Raw genomic sequence first — 21780 nt, 5'->3', positions numbered from 1 at the left:
CGGACGCACTGCTGCCCGCGGGTGCCGCGGCGCTGCCCGCGCTGCCCGCGGGGTGCCGCGCTTTTGCCCGCGGAGGTGCCGCCCGCGGGGTCCCATGCTGCCGCCCGCGGGGCTGCCGCCCGCGGGGTCCCGCGCTGCCGCCCACGGGGGTGCCGCCCGCGGGGTCCCGCGCTGCCGCCCGCGGGGGTGCCGCCCGCGGGGGTGCCGCCCGCGGGGGTGCCGTGCTTTTGCCCGCGGGTGCCCCGGTCAGCGCCTCGTCAGCAGCAGCATGGTCGCGGCGGCCGCCAGGACCATGCCGGCGATCAGCGGGATCACCCCGCCGACGGCCGCGTAGACCGGCAGCAGCACCGGGGCGGCGAAGCTCAGATAAGCCGCCGCCGCGAGCGGCCGGTTCCCGGCCCGCACCTGCGCGAGGGCCGGCCCGAGTCGGCCCGGCACCGCTCGACCCAGCCAGATCAGCACGCCGACCAGGATGAGCACGCCGAGCAACCCGCCCCACGCCCGCGAGATGCCCTCGCTGATCAGCATCATGCCGGCGGTCACCACGGCCCCGATCAGGGTGGCCTGCGCGGCGATCGAAGCACCGCGACGCACGATCTGCACGGTGTCGGACGACATGTCCAGCACCGGTTTGCTGGGCCGGCTGACCGCGGATTGCCCGGTCCAGCCGGCGGACGTGTGCTCGGGCGCAACTTCCTGGTCGGGCCGGTCGGGCGCCGGATAGGGGCGGGGAAACGGCGAAGGGTACGCCCCGTCGTCCGGGCCCGGCGCCGGCACCGGCGCCTCGCCCGGCACCGGTAGCGACGCGTCGTCGGCCAACTCCTCGAGAGCCAGTGCCCAGCGCCGCCGCTCGAAGCGGACGATCCCGACGTCGTTCTGCGCCTCGCCGATCGCCGGATCGAGGTCGAGTGCTTCCGCGTAGGCCCGCTGGGCCAGGTCGAAGAGCCGCAGCCGGGCGGCCACGACGGCCAGCACCAGGTGGGCCTCGGCTTCGGCGGGCGCGACCCGCACCCCGTTCCAAGCGGCATTCAGCGCTTCCTGGCCGTTGCGTGACTCGCTGAGCAGGGCGGCACCGGTGCGCTGCGCGTACGCGTCGGCGGGCCAGCGCCGCAGGATGTCGGAAGCGACCCGGGCGGCGTCGGCATATCGGCGCGAGTCGCTGAGGGCCATGGCGCGCACCACGAGCGTGGGCAGGGTGTCGGGCGCGGACGCGGCGGCCCGCTCGGCGGCGGCGAGGGCCTCGGTCGGCTGCTCGGCCGCGAGGTAGATGCGGGCGAGGGTGGCGAGCAGGGACGCCTCACCCGGCTCCGCGCTCAGCCCAGCGGCGATCTCCTCGGTCGCTTCGTCATAGCGCCCGAGGTCGGCGAGCAGCAGGGCCCGCTGCCGGTACTCCTCCGGCGTGGTCTCGGGATCGAGTGGAGCGGCCACGGGTCGAGCGTAGGCGCTGGGCGCACGGATCGCGGCCCGGGGGCCGTCCGCGATCTACTCCGGGGCGGTGACCAACGCGATCGCCATGGCGGCCAGCCCTTCGCCGCGCCCGGTCAGGCCGAGACCGTCGGTCGTGGTGCCGGAGACCGTCACCGGCGCCCCGACCGCTTCGGAGAGGACCTTCTGGGCCTCGGCCCGCCGAGTACCGATCTTGGGACGGTTGCCGATCACCTGGATCGAGACGTTGACGATCTGAAACGAAGCGGCGTGCAGGAGACGTACGGTCTCGGTGAGCAATGCCACGCCGGAAGCTCCGGCGTACTCGGGTCGGCTCGTACCGAAATTGCTTCCCAGGTCCCCCAGGCCGGCCGCGCCGAACAGCGCGTCGCAGGCCGCGTGCGCAGCCACATCGGCGTCCGAGTGCCCCGCCAGGCCGACCTCGCCGGGCCAGTGCAGACCCGCCACCCAGCACGGCTGTCCGGGGGCGAACGCGTGCACGTCGGTGCCGATGCCGACCCGCTGATTGATCACCCGATCACGATACGTGCAGCAGCGCCTCGGCCAGGATCAGGTCCATCGGCCGCGTGATCTTCAGGGCGAGCTCGGAACCCGGGACGCAGGTGACCGGCAGGCCCGCCTTCTCGACGAGGCCCGCGTCATCGGTGAGTGAATCGGCTGCCGCCGCATGCACCGCCGCCAGCACGTCGTGCCGGAACCCCTGCGGTGTCTGCACGCTGCGCAGGACGGCCCGGTCGACGGTGCCGAGCACGACCTCGAGCTCGGGGCCCGGGCCCACTTCCTTGATCGTGTCGACCACCGGAAGGACCGGGATCACCGCGGGATGACCGGCCCGGACCGCGGCCGCCACCGCCTCGATGAGCTGCGGTGGAGTGAGCGCGCGTGCCGCGTCGTGGACGAGCACGATGTCGATGCCCGGCGGGACGGCAGCCAGGGCCAGAGAGACGGACTCCTGCCGCTCGGCGCCGCCCGGCACCACGGTCACCGCAGCGACCGGGGCCAGCAACTCGCGCACGGCTTGCACGTCAGACGCGGGAGCGGCGACCACTATCGCCCGCACGGAAGGGGCCGCCGCCACCCGCCTGATCGCATGCACCAACAGTGGTTCCCCGGCAAGCAGGCGAAGCGCTTTCGGGCCCCCCGGCCCGAGTCGCAACCCGGCGCCGGCCGCAGGAACAAGGACCGCGACGTCACCCCGAGCATTGAGCTGCGCGGTCACGTCGCGGTCCTGTGCAGAGATGATGTTGTCGAGCGCTTGTCAGGCCTCGGTGAGGACCTTGTCGAGGAGGACCTCGGCCTCGTCCTTCGTGCTCTTCTCCGCAAGAGCAACCTCGCCGACAAGAATGTCGCGAGCCTTCGCAAGCATGCGCTTCTCTCCGGCCGAGAGACCACGCTCGCGCTCGCGACGCCAAAGGTCACGAACGACTTCAGCAACCTTCAGGGGGTTACCGGAGGCCAGTTTCTCGAGATTGGCCTTGTAACGCCGCGACCAGTTGGTCGGCTCCTCGGTGTGCGGTGCGCGGAGGACGTCGAAGACCTTACCCAGGCCTTCCTCGCCAACCACTTCGCGCACGCCGACGATCTCGGCATTCTCAGCGGGCACCCGCACGGTCAGATCACCCTGGGCAACGCGCAAAACGAGGTACTGCTTTGGTTCGCCCTTGATGACCCGTGTTTCGATTGCCTCGATGAGTGCGGCCCCGTGGTGGGGGTAAACAACGGTCTCGCCGACACTGAAAACCATAGGTTCGAAGCCCCTTTCGCTGTGTCTAGGGTAACACGCTCAGGCAGCTATGTCCCGCCCTGCCGGTGACTGTTAGTGCAGCTCAGGGGCCTTGTGACGGGCCTTTCTACGGCTTGACAGAAGCGCCGGGAGCTGCCTCGGTAACGCTAGGTGACGATTGCGTGACCGCTTTGCCCAGCGAGTCGGATATTCCGGACCTACGGTTATTGAGAGGTCAAGCTTATCGCTAAGGTCCGCAAGCGCGCACTACTGGCGGTCGGGCCGAGCTTAAGGGAGGCTGGACCTCAGGTCCCCGACCGACGAACCGCTGGCCAGGGGGGAGGGTGAGGCATGGCTGGTCCGAACGAGAGCGGCGGCTGGTCGCCCGACGATCTGCCCGACCTGCCCGAGGAGTGGGGCGTGATCGTCATCCCCGACGATCTGTCCGAGCTCTCCGACGAGGTCGACGCCATCCGCGCCGAGCTTCGCGAGATCGAGCACCCGTCCCGCTGGCAGCAGTTCCTCAACCGGCCGGGCATGCGCCAGATCCGCAAGGTCGCCAACGGCGCCGTTCGCGCCCCCGTGCTGATCATCACGCTGGCCATCCTGGTGACCGTGGCCAGCCTGTTCGCCTCGGCGTGGCCCGGCCCGACCCGGCAGCCCGCCGCCCAGCGCACCGCGAGCACCACCGCCACCCGCGCAGCCGCCCTGCCCGCGCTCGAACTGGTAAATGCCGACGGCCAGGCCGTCTCGCTGCGCCACGACCTGCCCGCGGTCATCCTGCTGATCGACGGCTGCGAGTGCGACACGCTGATCGCCGACACCATCGCCGCGGTCCGCCCCGAAATCGTCGTGATCACCGTGGCCGGCGCGGTCACCGCCGCCGCCTCCGCCGGCACCGCCCCGCCCACCGGTGCCGCCCCGCAGGCGCAGGGCAAGACAGTCCGGGTGCTGCACGACCCGTCCGGCACAGTGCGCACCCAGCTCAAGGTCGGCGCCCCTGACGGCACCGCCGCAGCCCTCCTGGTCGACAAGGCCGGCGTCATCATCCGCACCGACGCCCGCACCGCCTCGGTCGACACCTTCCGCCCCGACCTCGCCCGCCTCTAACCACCCACCCCGGACACCGCCGGCCCCGCAGCCCTCGCCCACGCTGCCGCCCTTCGCGGACGCCCGGCCCGGTCACCCTGCCGAAGCGCCCACCAGTGCCACCGCCGCAGCGCCCGGCCCTGCCGCGCTGCCACTGCCACCCCGACGCAGCGCCTGCTCTGTCGCTCGTCCGCCACGCCCCGATCTGCCGCTCCACTGCTACGCGCCCAGCTCTTGTCGCCCTGCCGCCCTGCCCAGCACTGCCGCCCTGCCGCCACGCCCGCCCCGGCGCAGCGCTCAGCTCTGTCCCCCGGCCGCCACCTCCAGCAGTGCAGCCTGCCGAAGCGCCCAGCGCTATCGCTCCGCCGCCACGGCGCAGCGCCCGGCTCTGCCGCCCGGCCGAACCGCCCGCCGCTGCCGCCACGCCGCCATGCCCGCCATGCCCGCCACGCCCGCCACGCCTGCAGCCAGGACCGCACGGCGGCGCCGACTGCTGGCGCGCACCGGCACCTCCATGGCCGGGGGCCGCTGCCGGGCGCAGAGCGGCAATCCGCCCCTGGTCAGTTGCAAGGCGGCGCAAGCAGCACTCGCCGGAGGTTTGAGCAGCGCTGCAGGACTACGCCAAAACCCCCGCCACGCGCCCCTTGTCGAAGCGAGCGGACACCGAGGCTACGGGGTGTTCTGGCGTTGCAGGGCGTAGCGGAGGACGACCGGGCCGGCCGGGCCGACTGTGAGGGTCATTCGCAATTGTCCGGCTGTGCCTACCGTGAAACTGTCGGGCTCGGTGGTGCGGTCGCAGCTCAGGCCACGGCCGGAGTCGCTGCCCTCCTGGCCGAGCCGGACCCGCACCTGACTGTCCGGCCCGCCGACGCAGAGAATCCGCACCAGGTAGCTGCCGTTTTCCAGGTTGGCCTCCACCTCGCGGTCGACGCCGGCTCCGAGCGGAAGGGTGGCGGCGGTCTCCTGCTCGTCGGTGTCGGGCAGCAGCCGCAGAGCCGCTTGGCTCCACTGTTCGATCCGGGGGTCGATTTCGTCGTTCGGAGCGGTCCGGAACCACCAGAGTGCGCCGCCGGCGAGCAGCACGGCGGCACTCAGGTAGAGCACGACGCCGCGGGCCCGCTCGCCTGTCACGCTGTGACTGTAGAGGCCTCGAGGAGGGTTCCGTAAAGAGTGAGCCCTGGGCCGAAGGCGAGCATCAGGATCCGGCGCGGCGGTACCGCGCGGCGCCGGAGCGCGTCGAGGACCAGCAGGACGGTGGGTGAGGAACAGTTTCCGTACGCGGCGAGCGTCTCCCGGGACGTTGCCAGGGCCGCCTCGTCGAGCCCCAGCCGCTCGCCGACCACGTCCAGGATCCTGGGGCCGCCCGGGTGCACGGCCCAGCCGTCGATGTCGGGGATGGTCAGGCCGTGCCGGGCCAGCAGGTCGTCGACGAGACCGCGGACGTGGGTGGCGAGCACGTCCGGTACGCGTGGCGACAACCCCATCCGGAAGCCACGGTCCGTCACCTCCCACGTCATGTAGTCCGCGGTCGTGCTGTCCGTGACGGCGGCGACCTCTTTCACCGCGTACCCGCCGACGTCGCCCGGAACGACCACGACGGCCGCCGCCGCGTCGCTGAAGAGCGCGTGGGAGACGATCTGCTGCACGTCCGCCCGCACCGCGGGCGGCTGGAGATGCAGACTGGTCAGTTCGGCGCAGAGGAGCAGGGCCGGGCGGTCGCGGGCGACCACGAAGTCGGCCGCGGTGCCGAGGCCGGGCAACGCCGCGTAGCAGCCCATGTGCCCGACGAACAGCCGCTGCACGCCGGGGGCCATGCCGAGGTCACGGGCGAGCAAGATGTCGAGGCCGGGGGTAGCGTAGCCGGTGCAGGAGCAGACGGCGAACAGACCGATCTGGTCGGCGGTGAGGCCGGCCTCGGCGATCGCCCGCTCCGCCGCTTCCTTGCCGAGCGGCATCGCCTCCACCTGGTAGCGGAGCATCCGGCGTTCGGTGGACCAGTCGGCGACGTCCTCCAGCATCGGGCTCACCGCGGCCTGGCGGCTGCGCACCCCGGAGTTCTCGAAGATTCGCTTGGCGAGGGCGCGGCGTGGGCCCTCGTACTGATATTGGAAGTAGCCGTCCCAGATGTCCCTCTGCTCGACCGCCGGCGGCAGTGCGATGCCCAGCCCCGCGATGATCGCGTTGCGCTCCACGAAAATTGCCTCCAGCTACCAGCGCGGGGCGAACCCCTCCGAGTCGGGATCCCCGCCGAGTGCGTCGACGCCCAGCCAGTCAGCGCACACGTCGCTGGTGGCCGGCTGCAACGAGCCGGCGCGGGCGTCACGGTAGAGACGTTCCAGGGGGTGGCCGCGGCGCATCGCCGACGTGCCGGCGGCCTCCAGCATCGACGCCGCCACCTCGGCCGCGGTGGTGCCGGCGAGCAGCTTGGCCCGCCACACCCACCGGTTGGTCTCGGCGTCGCCCGGTGCGGTGTCGACCCGGCGGGCCGCCTCCAGCACCGCGAGGTGGGCGGCCGAGACCGCGGCGTCGGCCCGGCCGATCCGGGACCGGATCGCCGGCAGGTGGCTCAGCTTGCGCTCGTTGACGTGCTCGATCGCGGCGTCGACGGCGGCGCGGGCGACGCCCACGTAGACGGCGGCATAACTGGCCACCATCCAGTGCGGCGCCAGCTGGGCGACGATCAGCGCCAGGCCCTCCACCCCGCCGAGCAGGGCGCCGGCCGGCACGGTCACGTCGACGTGCAGGTCGTGCGAGGAGGTGGCCCGCATGCCGAGCGCGTCCCACGTGGGCTCGACCCGCAGACCCTCGCCGGCCGGCACCAGGAACTGCGAGACCTGCGACGGGTCGGCGGCACTGCGGGCGGCCACCAGGTAGGCGTCGGCGTGCCCGGCCCCGGAACAGAACGTCTTGGCGCCCTGGAGGTGGAAGCCGTCGTCGACAGCGGTGTACCGGGTGGACATCTGGGACAGCCGGGAGCCAGCACCGCGTTCGCTCATCGCCACCGCGTACCAGGAGCCCTCGGCGGCGGCGCGCAGATAGTTGTCGCGGGCCTCGAGGGCCGACGGAGGCAGTCCGAGGGCATCGGCCAGCTCGTCGGTGACGCCACTGAGCGCCCCGGTGACCGACGCGTGCATGTTGAAGACCAGCGCGGTGGCGCCGTTGCCGCGGGCCAGCTCATAGGCGATCGCGGCGTAGTCGGCGAAGCCCGCACCGGCTCCACCCAGGCGTTTCGGCACCATCAGCCCGAACAGACCGGCCTCGCGCAGGTCGGCGAAGTCGTCGGTGGGGAAGGTGCCGTCCCGATCGTGCGCGGCCGCCCGGGCCGCGAATCGGGGCACCAGCCGCCTCGCCTCGTCGATCATGAGCGTTCTCCCTCTTTGCGGCCGGTCCCCTGGTAGAGCACGGCGGTCAGCCCGGTCGGCACGATCCGGCCGCGGGTCGGTCGGCCGCGCAGCACCCGCCAGCGCACGAGGCCACCCAGCGTCGGCCGGGCGCCGCGCACCCGAAGGCGTACGCCATGGCGGGCGAATTCGCTGATCAGCCGACGCGGGCGCACGAACAGGGAGGCGTCATGGATGCCGGGTGGCGCGAAGCCGAGCCACTCACCGGCGGTGACCGTGATGAAGCGACTCAGCGCGTTGTCGTTCACCGTGTCGATCACCACCAGGCCGCCCGGTCGCAACACCCGGGACAGCTCGGCGACCGTCCCCGGCAGATCGGTGACGTGCTCGAGGATCTCGCCCGCCGCCACCACGTCGGCCGTCGCGTCGGCGAACGGCAGCGCCGTGACGTCGCCGTTGACCGGCTGTACACCGTGTCGCGCGGCCAGCTCCAGACCGGTCCGGCCAAGATCGACACCCACGTGCCGGTAACCCTTCCCGAGCACGTGCGGGGCCATCAGGCCGGCGCCGCAACCCGCGTCGAGAAGCACCGCGCCGGCGCGCCCGGCCGGCGGGATCAGCGCCGCCCGCGCCTCGGCGAGCCAGTGCAGCATCTCGAACTCGCCGCCCGGGTGCCACCACTGGTCGGCGAGCTCGTCGTACTGACGCGGATCGTTACGAACCATCGACGGCATGTGATCGAGCCTGGCACGCCGGAGCCACAACCACCACACTGGCCGCATGAACCGCGCCCTCGCCCTGATCAAGGCGTCGCATCCGGAGCCGGGTGGCGCGGTCACCCTCGCGCTCACGCTGCTCGCCGTCGGGGCGGGTCACCGCGGCTGGGCCATTCCCGGGATCTTCCTGGCCGTCGGGGCGACCCAGCTGTCGGTGGGCTGGGTCAACGACTGGCTCGACGCGCCGCGCGACCAACTCGCCGGGCGTCGGGACAAGCCGATCCCGGCGGGTGCGGTCTCCCGGCGTACGGTCGGGATCGCCGGCCTGATCGCCTCGCTGGCCGTGCCCTTGACCGCGGTGCCGTTCGGCTGGTGGCCGACGGTGATTCTCACCGTGGTCGGCGTGTTCGCCCTGCTCTACGACTGGCCGCTGAAGTCCACGGTGTTCTCCGTGGTGCCCTACCTGGTGGCGTTCGGCCTGCTCCCGGCGTTTGTGATCACCGCGCTGCCCGGCCATCCCGCCCCGCCGGTCTGGCTGGTCCCGGCGGGCGCGCTGCTCGGCGGCGGCGCCCATTTCGCCAACGTGCTGCCCGACCTCGACGACGACGCGGCCACCGGCATCCAGGGCCTGCCGCATCGGCTCGGCGCCGCCGGCTCCGCCGCGGCCGCCGCGTTTCTCCTGCTCGGCGCCACCCTCACGCTTGTCTTCGGGCCGCCCGGGCCGCCGTCGTGGCCGGGCTGGGCGGCGGCGGCCGCGGCCGTCGTGGTCCTGCCGATCGGCTGGTACGTCAATCAGCGCGCCCCGGGACGACGGGTGGGGATGTTCCGGGCGGTGATCGTGGTGGCCCTGATCGACGTCCTTTTGCTGATCTTCTCGGGCCTCGTGGTGTGAATGGCCGGGTCGCCGCACGAGCCCGATCCCGGACCGATAACCTGAGGCTCACACCATTGGTGTCACTACTTGGAGGATCGTGATGCGCTCGCTGGGAACCCGCCGCGTCGCTCAGGCCGCGGGTGCCGCGATGGTCGCCGTGATCGCCCTCGCCGGCTGCTCCGCCGGTCAGGTCGCCGAGACCGCCATCCTGAAGGCTCCGGTCTCCGGCCTCAACACCCAGAGCCCCGACGGTGGCCTACTCATCCGCAACCTCCAGGTGCTCTACAACAACCCGGCGGGCTACAAGTCGGGCTCCGACGCGCCGCTCGAGCTGGGCCTGTTCAACCAGACCCAGCAGTCGATCACCGTGACGATCAGCAGCCGCCCGCAGCCGGACGCCCGCGCCAACATCGTCGCGGCCCAGCAGATCGGCCTCAGCGGCGGTGCCGCAGCCGCCTCGCCGAGCGCCAACCCGGAGCCGACCGGCAGCCGGCCCGACGCCACCTCGGGTCTGCCGTCGGAGCAGGTCGACACCCCGTCCCCGGGCGCCTCGTCGGGCACTCCCACGGTCGCGGCCACGCCGACCAAGGCCGCGCTCGAGCCGGCCCGCATCACCATCCCGGCGCTGAGCAACGTCACCTTCCTGGCCGACGGCAAGCAGTCGCTGGTGGCGCAGGGCCTGACCGGCGACCTCCGCCCCGGCTACTCGTTGAGCCTCACCATCGAGGTCAGCGGCAGCAACCAGCCGCTCGAGGTGACCGCGCCGTTCGCCATCCCGACGTCCCCGGCGTCGCGCGCCCCGGGCATCGAGGACGAGAACTCCGAGGAGTAAATGTCGTACCCCCGGGCTAACTTGGCCCGGTGACGACCACCAGGGCCACCAAGGCCGCCCGCCCCGCCTACGTCTGCGACGCCTGCGGGCACCAGCCGCCGAAATGGCTCGGCCGATGCCCCGAGTGCGGCGAGTGGGGCTCGGTCATCGAGTCCACCGTGACCAGCCCGCTCGGTGCGGGCCGGGTGGTCAGCTCGCGCATGCCGGCCGAGCCGGCCCGCCCGATCGCCACGATCAGCGCGGCCCCGGCCAAAGCGGTGCCCACCAACGTCAGCGAGCTCGACCGGGTGCTCGGCGGCGGCCTCGTGCCCGGCGCGGTGGTGCTGCTGGCCGGTGAGCCCGGTGTGGGAAAGTCCACACTGCTGCTCGATGTCGCCCAGCAGTGGGCGGCCGGCGCCGGCACCCCGTCGCTGGTGGTCAGCGGGGAGGAGTCGGTGAGTCAGGTCCGCCTGCGCGCCGAGCGGTTGGGCGCCCTGCACGACAAGCTCTTCCTGGCGGCCGAGAGCGATCTCGGCGCCGTGCTCGGTCACCTCGACGCGGTCAAGCCCGGCCTGCTCATCCTCGACTCGGTGCAGACCATCTCGGCCCCCGGCACCGAGGGCGTCCCGGGCGGCGTCACCCAGGTCCGCGCGGTGACCTCCGCCCTGGTCGGGGTGGCGAAAGAGCGCGGCATCGCCACCGTCCTGGTCGGTCACGTCACCAAGGACGGCCAGGTCGCCGGCCCGCGCGTGCTGGAGCACCTGGTCGACGTCGTGCTGCACTTCGAGGGCGACAAGCACTCGTCACTGCGCCTGGTCCGCGGCGTGAAGAACCGTTACGGCGCGGCCGACGAGGTGGGCTGCTTCGAGATGAACGAGAGCGGCATCACCAGCCTGGCCGACCCGTCCGGCCTGTTCCTCACCCGCTATCAGGAACCGGTCCCCGGCACCTGCGTGACCGTTGCCATGGAGGGCCGCCGCGCCCTGGTCACCGAGGTGCAGGCGCTCATCGGTGCCGAGGTGCAGGGCTCACCGAGGCGCACCGTGTCGGGCCTCGACAGCGCCCGCCTGGCCATGGTCCTGGCGGTCCTGGAGCGCCGCACCAAACAGTTGAAGCTCTACAACCGCGAGGTCTTCGCCGCCACGGTCGGCGGCATCCGCCTGGTCGAGCCGTCCGCCGACCTCGCCATGGCCCTGGCCGTCGCCTCCGGCGGCCTCGACCTGGCCATGGCCCCGACCCTGGTGGCGATCGGCGAGGTCGGCCTGACCGGTGAGATCCGCCGCGTCGGCGCCGTCGGCCGTCGCCTCGCCGAGGCCGCCCGCCTCGGCTTCAAGGACGCTCTCGTCCCGCCCGGCTGCGATCCCGAGGGATCCGCGCCCAGGGGCATGCGCATCACCGAGGTGTCCGACCTTCGCTCCGCGTTACAGGCCGCCGCGCGCGCTTCATCGGGGTGACCGAGGGTGACGTTAGATCACGCTACGGAGCATTCATCGAACCACGGCTCGTTGGCCTGGATGACAGTCCGTAGAATGTACAGGTGCCGCTCGACCGCGATGGTTCCAAGCCCGCTGCCGCTACCCCGACGCCACGTCCCGGCGTCAACGGGACGGCGCACCGCGCCGCGTCGACAAACCCCTCCACGCCCGGCCTCACCGGCGGTGGCGTAAGCGCCGATCCGCTGCGCGCCAACCTGGCGTTGATGGCGCCCGGCACGGCCCTGCGAGACGGCCTGGAGCGCATCCTGCGTGGTCGCACGGGTGCGCTGATAGTCCTGGGGCACGACGCCGTGGTGGAGAGCATCTGCACCGGTGGCTTCCCGCTCGACGTCGAGTTCTCCGCGACCCGGCTGCGTGAGCTGTGCAAGATGGACGGCGCCGTCGTCCTGAGCAGCGACGGCACCCGCATCGTGCGAGCCGCCGTGCACCTCATGCCCGACCCGTCCATCCCGTCCGAGGAGTCCGGCACGCGGCACCGCACGGCCGAGCGCGTGGCCAAGCAGTCCGGCTTCCCGGTCATCTCGGTGAGCCAGTCGATGCGCATCATCGGCCTCTACGTCAACGGCCAGCGCCACGTCCTCGACGACTCGGCGGCCATCCTCTCCCGCGCCAACCAGGCCCTGGCCACGCTGGAGCGCTACAAGCTGCGCCTGGACGAGGTCTCCGGCACCCTGTCGGCCCTGGAGATCGAAGACCTGGTCACCGTGCGTGACGCCGTCGCCGTCGTCCAGCGCCTCGAAATGGTCCGCCGGATCGCCGACGAGATCTCCGGCTACGTGGTCGAGCTCGGCACCGACGGCCGCCTCCTGGCCCTGCAGCTCGACGAGCTGATGGCCGGCGTGGACGCCGACCGCACCCTGGTGATCCGCGACTATCTGCCCACCGGCCGCAAGGCGCGCACCCTCGACGAGGGCCTGGTCGAGCTCGACCTGCTCTCCGCCACCGAAATGATCGACCTGGTCGCCGTGGCCAAGGCGATCGGCTACCCCGGAGCGACCGACGCCCTCGACGCCGCGGTCTCGCCGCGGGGCTTCCGCCTACTGGCCAAGGTCCCCCGCCTGCCCTCCCAGATCGTCGACCGCCTGGTCGACCATTTCGGCAGCCTGCAGCGCCTGCTGGGGGCCACGGTCGAAGATTTGCAGGCGGTCGAGGGCGTCGGCGACGCCCGCGCCCGCGGTGTTCGTGAGGGCTTGTCGCGCTTGGCCGAGGCCTCGATCCTGGAACGCTACGTCTAAGCCGGTCGTCGAGCGGCGCTGGTTCGAAATCGTGGAGATGCCGCTCCAGGACCTAGATAGAGCGGCGTCGCGAGGGCAACGCGGCCCCGGATCCCTCGGCCCGCGTGCTGGGGACGGCCGCCCAGGTGTGATCCCCCGGGCGGGCGCGGTGTGCCGACGGAGGGCTCAGGGCTGGATGGTGAGCGTCACCGGTTCGCTGCGGAGGGTGCCGAGACGGGCGCGCAGTTGGAACTGGCCCTGGGGCGGGGTGGGGCCGGCGGGGGCATTGCCCTCGCAGATGTTCGACTGGCGGCCGTTCCAGGTGACTTTGTAGACGCGGACCTCGCCCGGGGCGAACGATCGTACGTCGCCACCCTTGGTGTTGCTGCACTTGTCCGACGACCAGTACTGGAACGCGCCCTGGTCGATGTAGAGCTCCTGCGGGTCGGGGCCGACGTCGCGGCCGCAGGCCCGGGTGCTGGTGTTCTTGACGGTCAGGCTGAACTGGACCGTGGTGCCACGCTTGAAGGTGGCCGGAGCGGCCGCGGCGACCAGGGCGATCTCCGAGTCGGCGCAGGAACCGTCGGCGGGGGCGGTGACGTTGGTGTTCTGACCGGTGCCGGTACCGGTCCCATTGCCAGTGCCGGTTCCATTGCCAGTGCCGGTTCCAGTCCCGGTTCCGGTTCCGGTGCCAGTGCCAGTGCCGGTTCCGCCCGGGGACTTGGACTCCAGGTCGCCCAAGGCGGGCAGCGACGGGCCGTTACCGCCGGGCACACCGTCCAGGAAGGACGGCCCCGGGGAGGGCGTCGTGTCCTCGGGGGCCGGGGTGGGCAACTGGGACGACGGGGGCGCGCCTTTGCCGCGCTGGTCGTCCTTGTCGCCGCCGGAGCAGGAAACGAACAGCACGATGATGCCGAGCAGCACAGCACCCAGCACGACCGCACGACGCCGCCAGTAGACGGCGGGAGGAAGGGAACCAACCGTCGTTCGCATGATGGGGCAACCGTAGACCCGGACGGCCTACGGCACGGGGACGACGCGCCGGTTATGCGACACGTACTCGGATAACGCTCGTTAGAGATAGACCTTGCGCTGATATATGGCGTGTGCCCCGGCGACCCGGTCGAGGAAAAGTTTGCCCGTGCAGTGGTCGATCTCGTGCTGGAGGGCGCGGGCCTCGAAGGCGTCGGTGGTGATCGTGACGGCCTCACCGGAGCCCGGCAGCACGGCTTCGACGACGACCCGGGCGGCTCGCTTCACGTCCCCGGTCAGGTCGGGAACGGACATGCACCCCTCGCGGCCGGCCTTCCAGCGGGACGCCTCGATGATCTTCGCGTTGCAGAGGGCGAACGTGCCGTGCACGGTGGCGGCTTTCGGGTGGTCGACGACGTTCACGCAGAACACCTGGAGGCCGACGCCGACCTGGGGGGCGGCGAGACCGACGCAGCCGGGCGAGACCTGCATGGTGGCGATCAGGTCGGCCGCGAGTTGGGCGACCTCGGGCGAGGTCGGGTCCACTTCCTCGCCGACGGTGCTGAGGACGGTGGCGGGCGCGGTCACGACCGGAAGCACGCGACCTTCCGGCAACTCCGGAAAGTTCACAGGATCTCCGAATCGGCGCGCCGCAGCGTCACCTCGACGCCCAGTTCGGAGGCGGCCACGGCCAGACGTTCGGCCAATTCGTCGCCGGCTCCGGCGGGAAGGTCGACTTCCGCGATGAGTACGTAGAGGGTGCCGGCCAAGCGCGTACTCAAATCGGTGATGTTGCCCTTGGACGCCGCCACCACCCGGGTGACCGCGGCGACAATGCCCAGGCGGTCGGCGCCGTGCACGCTGACCACCCAGGACTCGCCGCTCTCGTCGACTGATGAGGGCGACACCTCACGCACCGTCGTGGTCACCCCGGTGAGTGATTTCAGGGCGGCCTCGGCGGCGGACGGCTCCGCGAGGGTGCAGATGAGGGTCATCGCGAAGTGGCCGCGAAGCCGGGTCATGGTGGAGTCGGTGAGGTTGGCGCCGACTTCGGCGAGGGCTTCGGCCACGTCGGCGACGATTCCGGTGCGGTCGGGGCCGATGACGGTGATGGCAAGCTCGGGCACCCGCCTACAGTAAGTCCTGCCATGACTCTCGCTGACGACGCCATCACGTGGTACGACCAGAATGCCCGCGATCTCCCCTGGCGGCAGCCCGACACGAGCGCGTGGGGGGTGCTGGTCAGTGAAGTGATGCTGCAGCAGACCCCCGTCGTTCGGGTGGAGCCCGCCTGGCGTTCCTGGATGACCCGCTGGCCCACCCCCGCCGCCCTGGCCGCCGACCCGCCGTCGGAAGCGATCCGCATGTGGGGCCGCCTCGGCTATCCCCGGCGTGCGATGCGCCTGCATGCCTGCGCGGTCGCGATGGTGGAGCGACACGGCGGGGTGGTGCCGGACGATCTCGATCAACTGCTGGCCCTGCCCGGTGTCGGCACCTACACCGGGCGGGCGGTGGCGACCTTCGCGTACGGCCAGCGGCATCCGGTGGTCGACACGAACGTACGGCGGGTGGTGTCACGGGCCGTGGAGGGCAAACCGGACGCGGGGCCGGCGACGACCGCTGCCGATCTCGTCGCGATGGAGGAGTTGCTGCCCGAGGACGAGACGCGGGCGGCGCGGGCCAGCATCGCGTTCATGGAGCTGGGCGCGATCGTCTGCACGGCTCGGGCCCCGCGCTGCCCGATCTGCCCGTTCGAGGCGGTCTGCGCGTGGCGGGCGACCGGTGCGGAGCTGCCGGCCGGGCCGAGCCGCAAGCCGCAGCGCTATGCGGGCACCGACCGGCAGGTGCGTGGCCTGCTGCTCGAGGTGTTGCGGCACGCCAGCGGCCCGGTGCCGCGGCAGCGCCTCGACGTCGTGTGGTCCGACGAGGTGCAGCGGGCTCGCGCCCTGGCCGGCCTGGTCGAGGACGGCCTGGTGGAGCCGCTGGGCGCCGACGACTTCGTGCTCGCCGGCGACGCCCAACTGCCGAAGCCGCAGAACCTCTAATAGACGTACGGCCATCCGCTCGAGTCGTAGCCGAGAAGGTTGATACCGAGCTTGGCCGTGCCGTTGTCGGCGTAGTAGTGGTAGACGAGCACGTCGGCGTCGGCGTCGGAGTAGACGGACTGCCCGCCGGGTCCGTGGATGCTGCCGTGCCCGGCCAGGATCTCGCTGCCCCCGCTGTTGGTCATGGCGGTGCCGTTCTTGTCGACGAACGGCCCGGTCACGCTCGTCGACCGGCCGACCATGATCCGGTACGTGCTGGACGCCCCCTTGCAGCACTGGTCGAAGGAGACGAACAGGTAGTAGTACGACCCGTGCCGGAACAGGAACGGCGCCTCGATCGCGCCACCACCCCGGCCGGCGAGGGACCGGATCGTCCCGTCCAGCCGCTTGCCGGTGGACGCGTTCAGCTGCACCTGCTTGATCCCGGTCCAGAACGAGCCGAAGCTGAGCCACCAGTTGCCGGCCGGGTCGACGTAGAGGTTGGGGTCGATCGCATTGAAGTTGCTGCTGGTCGTCGACTCGAGGACCAACCCCTGGTTGCTCCAGCTGCCGGCGGCGCCGGTCGAGCTGGTGGCCAGGAAGATCCCGGAGTGGTTGGACCCGAAGGTGGACGCCGAGTAGTACATGAAGTACTTGCCGTTGCGGTACGAGATGTCCGGCGCCCACAGGTTCGCACTTCCCGCGGTGTATGACGTCGTCCAGGGCGCCCCGCCCGGGAAGGCCACCCCGGCGTCCTTGACGGCGGTCCGGTCACTCGAGGTCTTCAGGATGATGTTGTTGCCGGTGTGCGCGATCAGGTAGGTGCCGTCGGGCTTTTTGACTATGCCCGGATCGTGCACGTTCGTGCTGCCGGTCACCCGCCCCGGGTTGGGGTAGGTAGCCGCCTCGGCGCTCCCGACTCCGACCGCCGTCGCGCCCGCCGCCACCAGGGCGGTAAGTGCGATGAGTGCCTTCTTCATGATCGTCATAAGACTCCCTACGCGCCGCTGACATTTCCGGGGTGTTACGGCTAGAGTGAACGTTCACATAGATGAACGTCAAGCGCTTGGGTGAGGCTTAAGACGGCTTTCATCAGCAAAAATTCGCACGAACTGCACCTCGCCCGCTCCCCGATATGACCGCACGATGTTGACGTGCACATCGATATCCCGGAGGACTGAAGTCCATGCCCCGACTTCGAACCAGGATCGCCGGCACGGCCGTCGCCCTGACCGCCCTGCCGCTCGCGGTGGCACCCCCGGCTGCCGCGGCCACGGACCCGGACTACACGATCACCTTGACACCTTCCGCCAACGGCGCCGCCATCGACGACTCGATGTACGGCGTCTTCTTCGAGGACATCAACTACGCGGCCGACGGCGGGCTCTATGCCGAACTGGTGCGCAACCGCTCATTCGAGTTCCGGCCGGCCGACAACAGCTCGTTCAACGGCCTGACCGGCTGGACGGTCACCGCCGGGACCGCGGCCACCACCGACGACGACGCGCGGCTCAACGACCGCAACCGCACGTACCTGCGGATCACCGGTGGGGCGTCGTTGACGAACGGGGGCTACGGCACCGGCTACGCCGTACAAAAAGGGCAGATTTACGATTTTTCGGTTTGGGCCCGTGCGGACGCCGGCGCGAAACTGACAGTGGGCCTGGACGGCGCCACGCTCACCAAGTCCATCACTACCGATGCCTGGACCAAATACACCGGCACGCTGCGGGCGACGGCCACCACGAACACCGGCCGGCTCACCATCGGAACCGACAAGTCGTCCAGACTGGACATGGTCTCGCTTCTGCCCCGGAACACCTACAGGGGCCACGGCCTGCGTAAGGACCTGGCCGAGAAGATCGCGGCGCTCAAGCCCGGCTTCGTCCGCTTCCCCGGCGGCTGCCTGGTCAACACCGGCAGCATGTACTCCTACGACGCCGCCGACAACTACCCGCGCGCCCGCTCCTACCAGTGGAAGGACACGGTCGGGCCGGTCGAGACGCGGGCCACCAACGCCAACTTCTGGGGCTACAACCAGAGCTACGGACTCGGCTACTACGAATACTTCCAGTTCGCCGAGGACATCGGGGCCAAGCCGCTCCCGGTGCTGCCGGCCCTGGTCACCGGCTGCGGGCAGAACCGGGCGACCAACGACCCCGAACTCCTCCAGAAATACCTGCAGGACACCCTCGACCTGATCGAGTTCGCGAACGGCCCGGTCAGCTCGACGTGGGGCAAGGTTCGCGCCCAGATGGGTCACCCGAAACCGTTCGGACTGTCCCAGGTGGCGATCGGCAACGAGGAGAACCTGCCGGACGAGTACTTCGCGAACTTCCTGCGATTCCGGGACGCGATCAAGGCGAAGTACCCGAACCTCACGGTGATCAGCAATTCCGGGCCGGACGACGCCGGGGCCACGTTCGACAACCTGTGGGCCAAGAACAAGGCGGCCGGCAGCGACATGGTCGACGAGCACTACTACAACAGCCCGTCCTGGTTCCTGCAGAACAACGGGCGCTACGACTCGTACGATCGCCGTGGCCCGAAGGTCTTCCTCGGCGAGTACGCCTCGCTGGACGCGAAGTTCCAGAACTCGCTGGCCGAGGCCGCCTACATGACCGGGCTGGAACGCAACGCCGATGTGGTGAAGATGGCGTCCTACGCGCCGTTGCTCGCCGACATCGACAACGCGCAGTGGCGACCGGACCTGATCTGGTTCGACAACGACGAGTCGTGGGGCTCGACCAGCTACCAGACGCAGAAGCTGTTCATGAACAACGTCGGTGACCGGGTGGTGCCGAGCACCACAAGCGGCGGCGGGGTCGTGCGGCCGCAGCCGATCACCGGCCGGGTCGGCCTGTCCACCTGGGCCACCGCCGCGAAATACGACGACGTCAAGGTCACCGGGACGGACGGCGCCGTGCTGTATTCCGACGACTTCGACGACGGGAACGCGGACGGCTGGTCCACGCTGTCCAACCGCGGCAACTGGTCGGTGCGGGACGGCGCCTACGTGCAGTCGGACACCGCGGCCAACAACACCATGATCGCGGCGGCCACGAACATCACCGCCACCGACTACGACATCACGCTGAAGGCCACCAAGACGGCCGGTGCCGAGGGCTTCCTCATCCCGTTCGGGATCAAGAACTCCGACACCTGGTACTGGTGGAACCTGGGCGGCTGGAACAACACCCAGGGCGCGGTCGAGAAGGCCGCCGGCTCCGCCGACGCCAAGGAGCAGATCCTCACCAAGCCCGACACGGTGGTGACGGGCCGGACCTACGACCTCAAGATTTCGGTACGCGGCACAAAGGTCACCCTGCTCAAGGACGGCGTCGAGTGGGGCAGCTTCGACGACAACCACGTCTCGGAGCCGTTCGCGCAGGTCGTCACGCGGGACACCGGCACCGGCGAACTGATCGTCAAGGTGGTCAACGCGCAGGACAAACCGGCCGTCACCAAGATCGACCTGGGTGGACTGAAGGTGGCCCGCACCGCCCGGATGACCGTCCTGGCCGGTGACCCGGGCGAGCAGAACACCCGCTCGGCCGAACCGATCCAGCCCGTGACCAGCACCGTCTCCGGCATCGGGGCAACCTTCACCCGCACGTTGCCGGCCAGCTCGGTCACCTTCCTGCGAATCAAGGAGCGCTGATGATCAGCCGACGCACGTTGCTGCGGAGCTCCCTGGGAGTCGCCGCCGGCGCCGGGATAGCCGGCCTCTCCACCGCCGGCCCGGCCGAGGCCGCCATCCCCCGGACCGACGCCGAGATCTACGGTGTCCCCACCGTCCAGCCGTTGATCAGTCAGCGGGCCGACCCGTTCATCACCCCGCGCACCGACGGGATGTACTACTTCACCGCCTCGGTCCCCGAATATGACCGGCTCGTGGTGCGCGGCGCGGCCACGCTCGCCGGCCTGACCGCGGCCACCGAGACAGTGATCTGGCGGCGCCCGGCCACCGGCAAGATGGCCGGCCACATCTGGGCGCCGGAGCTGCATCGCATCGACGGCCGCTGGTACATCTACTTCGCGGCCGGCGACTCGGACGACGTGTTCCGCATCCGCACGTACGTGCTGGAGTCGACCAAGGCGGACCCGACCGACCCGAGCGGCTGGACGCTGAAGGGCCAGGTGCTCACCGAGTGGGACGGCTTCACCCTCGACTCCACCACGTTCTCGCACCGCGGCCGCCGCTACCTGGTGTGGGCGCAGAGCGAGCCGGAGATCGCGGTCAACACGAGCCTCTACATCGCGCGAATGGCCAACCCCTGGACCTTGGCGACCAAGCCGACCCGGATCACCACCCCGACCCGGAGCTGGGAGATCCTGGGCTACAAGGTCAACGAGGGGCCGGCCGTGCTCATCCGCAACGGGCGGGTGTTCCTGACCTTCTCGGCCAGCGCCACCGACGCCCGCTACTGCATGGGCCTGCTCACCGCGGACGCGGACGCCGACCTGCTGGACCGGGACTCATGGGTGAAGACCCCCGACCCGATCTTCGAGACCGACGCCGAGACTTCCCGTTTCGGTCCAGGGCACAACTCGTTCACGGTGGCCGAGGACGGGGTGACCGATGTGCTGGTCTACCACGCCCGCGACTACCGCGACATCACCGGCGACCCGCTCTACGACCCCAACCGGCACACCCGGGTGCAGAAGCTGTACTGGCATCCGGACGGCACGCCGCTGTTCGGCATCCCGGTCGGCGACGGCGGCCCGATCGTCCGGGTCTCCGCCGCGGACCGGCCGACCGACTTCGTCCGGCACACCGACGACGGCCTCATCCTCATCGAGCGGGCGCCTCGTGACCTGGCCGCCACCCAGTTCCGCTTCGAGGCCCGACCGGACGGCACCGAGGTGATCCGCTCGGTGGCGCACCCGGCGCGGTTCCTGCACGTGGACAGCGGCGTCGTCCGCCTCGACGCGGCCCCGACCGGGTTCCGCCGCGAGCGCGTCCGAAACGGCGTCAAGATCGCCGTGGCCGGTGGCGGCTATCTGCGGCGCAGCGGCGGGGCGATCTCCGTCGCGCCGGCCGGAACGGTCTTCCGCCTGTCCTGACCGTATGGAGGTTCTCCCGGCCCGCTTGACGGGTCTCGACGGGATTTATCGGCTGCGGCCGGGAGAACCACCGGCGGTCATGGCTTCCACGCCGCAGCCGCTGTCGATTCCCTCGCCGGCCCCTGAACATCCGCTAGTTCCCGCAACGCCGACCGGAGATCAGCCTCCGGCCTCACTCGACCTTGCACAGAGCCGCCGCCAACCGCCCCGCCCTGTCCGCGCGGGAAGCCGCCCCGCCCTGCCCGCGCGGGAAGCCACGCCGCCCTGCCCGCGCGGGAAGCCACGCCGCCCTGCCCGCGCGGGCACGGCAACGCCCAGCTCATCCGGACTTGCGCCCTGCTCGGGCCGGACCCCCGCCGGCGCAGCGCCACCCGCCACCGCCGCAGGGAGCGCCTGGCGCGTGGCTGATCAATGAGAAGACCTCCGGCGAGGTGGAAGTTGCGAAGCTCCCCAATCGAGCGGAGGTCTCCATCGCCCACCGTCGGCCCGCGGTCGCACACGTCGTCAAAGACCTCGGCATATCCCGAGCGACCCGGTGCCCTGCGCCCCGACTCAAACGCGGACCCCGATGCCCCGCCGCGCAGCTGACCATGCCAGCCTCCGCCGCACGCCGTGCTGACCCCACACGGCCCGCACCGCCTGGTCGGTTTCGACCACCCACCGCCCAGCCGCCCAGCTGATCCGCCGCCCGCCGGCCAGCGGATCCGCCGCTACGAACGCGACCGGCCCGGCGACCTGCCGCACCTCGATGTCAGGAAAGGTCGCTCGGCGGCGCGATGGCGGCGGCCGGCGAGTCCACGGCCGTGACAGCCTCGAACGCCGCCGAGCCCGCGTCGCGCCGGCGCCGCCGAACACTTCGCCGCCCTCGGCATCCCGGCCGTCCAACGCGTTACGACCGACAAGGCTCTGGCCTACCGCCGCGGCCACGGCGGGCGCGAAAGCCGGCCACCCAGCAGCCGCGTCAACAACGGTCCTGCTCGCGACAGCTAGCCGGTGCTCCCCGAACC

General features: G+C 71.1%; 20 protein-coding genes. 8 read left to right on the top strand and 12 right to left on the bottom strand.

The window, feature by feature from the left end:
* Window positions 1-246 precede the first annotated feature (246 nt).
* The 4 genes from Afe05nite_RS00640 to Afe05nite_RS00625 are packed head-to-tail and all read right to left on the bottom strand — an operon-like array spanning window position 247 to window position 3190.
* A complete protein-coding gene (locus tag Afe05nite_RS00640) occupies window positions 247-1428 on the bottom strand; it encodes a tetratricopeptide repeat protein (protein ID WP_203814918.1) in 1182 nt (393 codons plus the stop codon).
* 54 nt (window positions 1429-1482) lie between these two features.
* Window positions 1483-1959, bottom strand: a complete 477-nt coding sequence (ispF, locus tag Afe05nite_RS00635) for a 2-C-methyl-D-erythritol 2,4-cyclodiphosphate synthase (protein WP_203814917.1) — start codon at window positions 1957-1959, stop codon at window positions 1483-1485.
* Window positions 1960-1963: 4 nt separating this feature from the next.
* Window positions 1964-2665: a 2-C-methyl-D-erythritol 4-phosphate cytidylyltransferase gene (gene ispD / locus Afe05nite_RS00630; RefSeq protein ID WP_203814916.1), complete on the bottom strand. Its 702-nt coding sequence runs from the start codon at window positions 2663-2665 to the stop codon at window positions 1964-1966.
* A gap of 39 nt (window positions 2666-2704) precedes the next feature.
* A complete protein-coding gene (locus Afe05nite_RS00625; protein ID WP_026206027.1) occupies window positions 2705-3190 on the bottom strand; it encodes a CarD family transcriptional regulator in 486 nt (161 codons plus the stop codon).
* A 330-nt stretch (window positions 3191-3520) separates the two neighbouring features.
* Between Afe05nite_RS00625 and Afe05nite_RS00620 the strand changes: the two genes are divergently transcribed.
* Window positions 3521-4279, top strand: coding sequence for a hypothetical protein (locus Afe05nite_RS00620; RefSeq protein ID WP_203814915.1), 759 nt, complete (start codon window positions 3521-3523; stop codon window positions 4277-4279).
* Window positions 4280-4927: 648 nt separating this feature from the next.
* On the opposite strand, the gene Afe05nite_RS00615 is transcribed toward Afe05nite_RS00620, so the two are convergent.
* From Afe05nite_RS00615 to Afe05nite_RS00600, 4 genes are read right to left on the bottom strand one after another with little or no spacing between them, the layout of a single operon-like run.
* Complete coding sequence (locus tag Afe05nite_RS00615; RefSeq protein ID WP_203814914.1) at window positions 4928-5389, bottom strand: DUF6023 family protein; 462 nt, start codon at window positions 5387-5389, stop codon at window positions 4928-4930.
* On the bottom strand, window positions 5386-6450 hold the full coding sequence (locus Afe05nite_RS00610) for a type III polyketide synthase (protein WP_203814913.1): 1065 nt from the start codon (window positions 6448-6450) through the stop codon (window positions 5386-5388). Before Afe05nite_RS00610 ends, Afe05nite_RS00615 begins: the two co-directional genes overlap by 4 nt.
* Window positions 6451-6465: 15 nt before the next feature.
* Window positions 6466-7620, bottom strand: coding sequence for an acyl-CoA dehydrogenase family protein (locus Afe05nite_RS00605; protein ID WP_203814912.1), 1155 nt, complete (start codon window positions 7618-7620; stop codon window positions 6466-6468).
* A complete protein-coding gene (locus Afe05nite_RS00600) occupies window positions 7617-8333 on the bottom strand; it encodes a methyltransferase domain-containing protein (protein ID WP_203814911.1) in 717 nt (238 codons plus the stop codon). Before Afe05nite_RS00600 ends, Afe05nite_RS00605 begins: the two co-directional genes overlap by 4 nt.
* A 46-nt stretch (window positions 8334-8379) precedes the next feature.
* Between Afe05nite_RS00600 and Afe05nite_RS00595 the strand changes: the two genes are divergently transcribed.
* The 4 genes from Afe05nite_RS00595 to disA all read left to right on the top strand — a co-directional run bounded on the left by Afe05nite_RS00595 (window position 8380) and on the right by disA (window position 12731).
* Window positions 8380-9207 carry a UbiA family prenyltransferase gene (locus tag Afe05nite_RS00595; RefSeq protein WP_203814910.1) on the top strand — a complete coding sequence of 276 codons (828 nt, stop codon included), beginning with the start codon at window positions 8380-8382 and terminating at the stop codon, window positions 9205-9207.
* 82 nt (window positions 9208-9289) lie between these two features.
* Window positions 9290-10021: a hypothetical protein gene (locus Afe05nite_RS00590; RefSeq protein WP_203814909.1), complete on the top strand. Its 732-nt coding sequence runs from the start codon at window positions 9290-9292 to the stop codon at window positions 10019-10021.
* Window positions 10022-10050: 29 nt separating this feature from the next.
* The gene (gene radA / locus Afe05nite_RS00585; protein WP_203814908.1) at window positions 10051-11454 is read left to right on the top strand and encodes a DNA repair protein RadA; all 1404 of its coding nucleotides are present in this window, start codon (window positions 10051-10053) and stop codon (window positions 11452-11454) included.
* 83 nt (window positions 11455-11537) lie between these two features.
* Window positions 11538-12731, top strand: a complete 1194-nt coding sequence (disA, locus tag Afe05nite_RS00580) for a DNA integrity scanning diadenylate cyclase DisA (RefSeq protein ID WP_203814907.1) — start codon at window positions 11538-11540, stop codon at window positions 12729-12731.
* A gap of 165 nt (window positions 12732-12896) precedes the next feature.
* Here disA and Afe05nite_RS00575 read toward each other — a convergent pair whose 3' ends face one another.
* The 3 genes from Afe05nite_RS00575 to Afe05nite_RS00565 form a co-directional block, all read right to left on the bottom strand.
* Entirely contained in the window at window positions 12897-13703 is an 807-nt protein-coding gene (locus Afe05nite_RS00575) for an adhesin (protein WP_203814906.1), read from the bottom strand.
* A gap of 81 nt (window positions 13704-13784) precedes the next feature.
* Complete coding sequence (gene def, locus Afe05nite_RS00570) at window positions 13785-14312, bottom strand: peptide deformylase (RefSeq protein WP_203814905.1); 528 nt, start codon at window positions 14310-14312, stop codon at window positions 13785-13787.
* Window positions 14309-14809 carry a glycine cleavage system transcriptional repressor gene (locus tag Afe05nite_RS00565; protein WP_203814904.1) on the bottom strand — a complete coding sequence of 167 codons (501 nt, stop codon included), beginning with the start codon at window positions 14807-14809 and terminating at the stop codon, window positions 14309-14311. The genes def and Afe05nite_RS00565 overlap by 4 nt, the downstream gene beginning before the upstream one ends.
* Window positions 14810-14830: 21 nt before the next feature.
* On the opposite strand from Afe05nite_RS00565, the gene Afe05nite_RS00560 reads away from it, so the two are divergent.
* Window positions 14831-15727 (top strand): HhH-GPD family protein, encoded by an 897-nt coding sequence (locus Afe05nite_RS00560; RefSeq protein ID WP_203814903.1) that lies wholly within the window; start codon window positions 14831-14833, stop codon window positions 15725-15727.
* Here the strand turns inward: Afe05nite_RS00560 and Afe05nite_RS00555 are convergent.
* Window positions 15724-16686, bottom strand: coding sequence for an arabinan endo-1,5-alpha-L-arabinosidase (locus tag Afe05nite_RS00555; protein WP_239117448.1), 963 nt, complete (start codon window positions 16684-16686; stop codon window positions 15724-15726). The genes Afe05nite_RS00560 and Afe05nite_RS00555 overlap by 4 nt on opposite strands.
* 206 nt (window positions 16687-16892) lie before the next feature.
* Between Afe05nite_RS00555 and Afe05nite_RS00550 the strand changes: the two genes are divergently transcribed.
* A complete protein-coding gene (locus Afe05nite_RS00550) occupies window positions 16893-19367 on the top strand; it encodes an alpha-L-arabinofuranosidase family protein (RefSeq protein ID WP_203814901.1) in 2475 nt (824 codons plus the stop codon).
* Complete coding sequence (locus tag Afe05nite_RS00545; protein ID WP_203814900.1) at window positions 19367-20773, top strand: family 43 glycosylhydrolase; 1407 nt, start codon at window positions 19367-19369, stop codon at window positions 20771-20773. Before Afe05nite_RS00550 ends, Afe05nite_RS00545 begins: the two co-directional genes overlap by 1 nt.
* Window positions 20774-21780: the final 1007 nt, after the last annotated feature.

Origin of the sequence: Paractinoplanes ferrugineus (genome assembly GCF_016862195.1) — a bacterium.
In the GTDB taxonomy this organism is placed as follows: Bacteria; Actinomycetota; Actinomycetes; order Mycobacteriales; family Micromonosporaceae; genus Actinoplanes; species Actinoplanes ferrugineus.
Note: the sequence above shows the minus strand (reverse complement) of the source record. Positions and strands in the feature narration are given on the sequence as shown.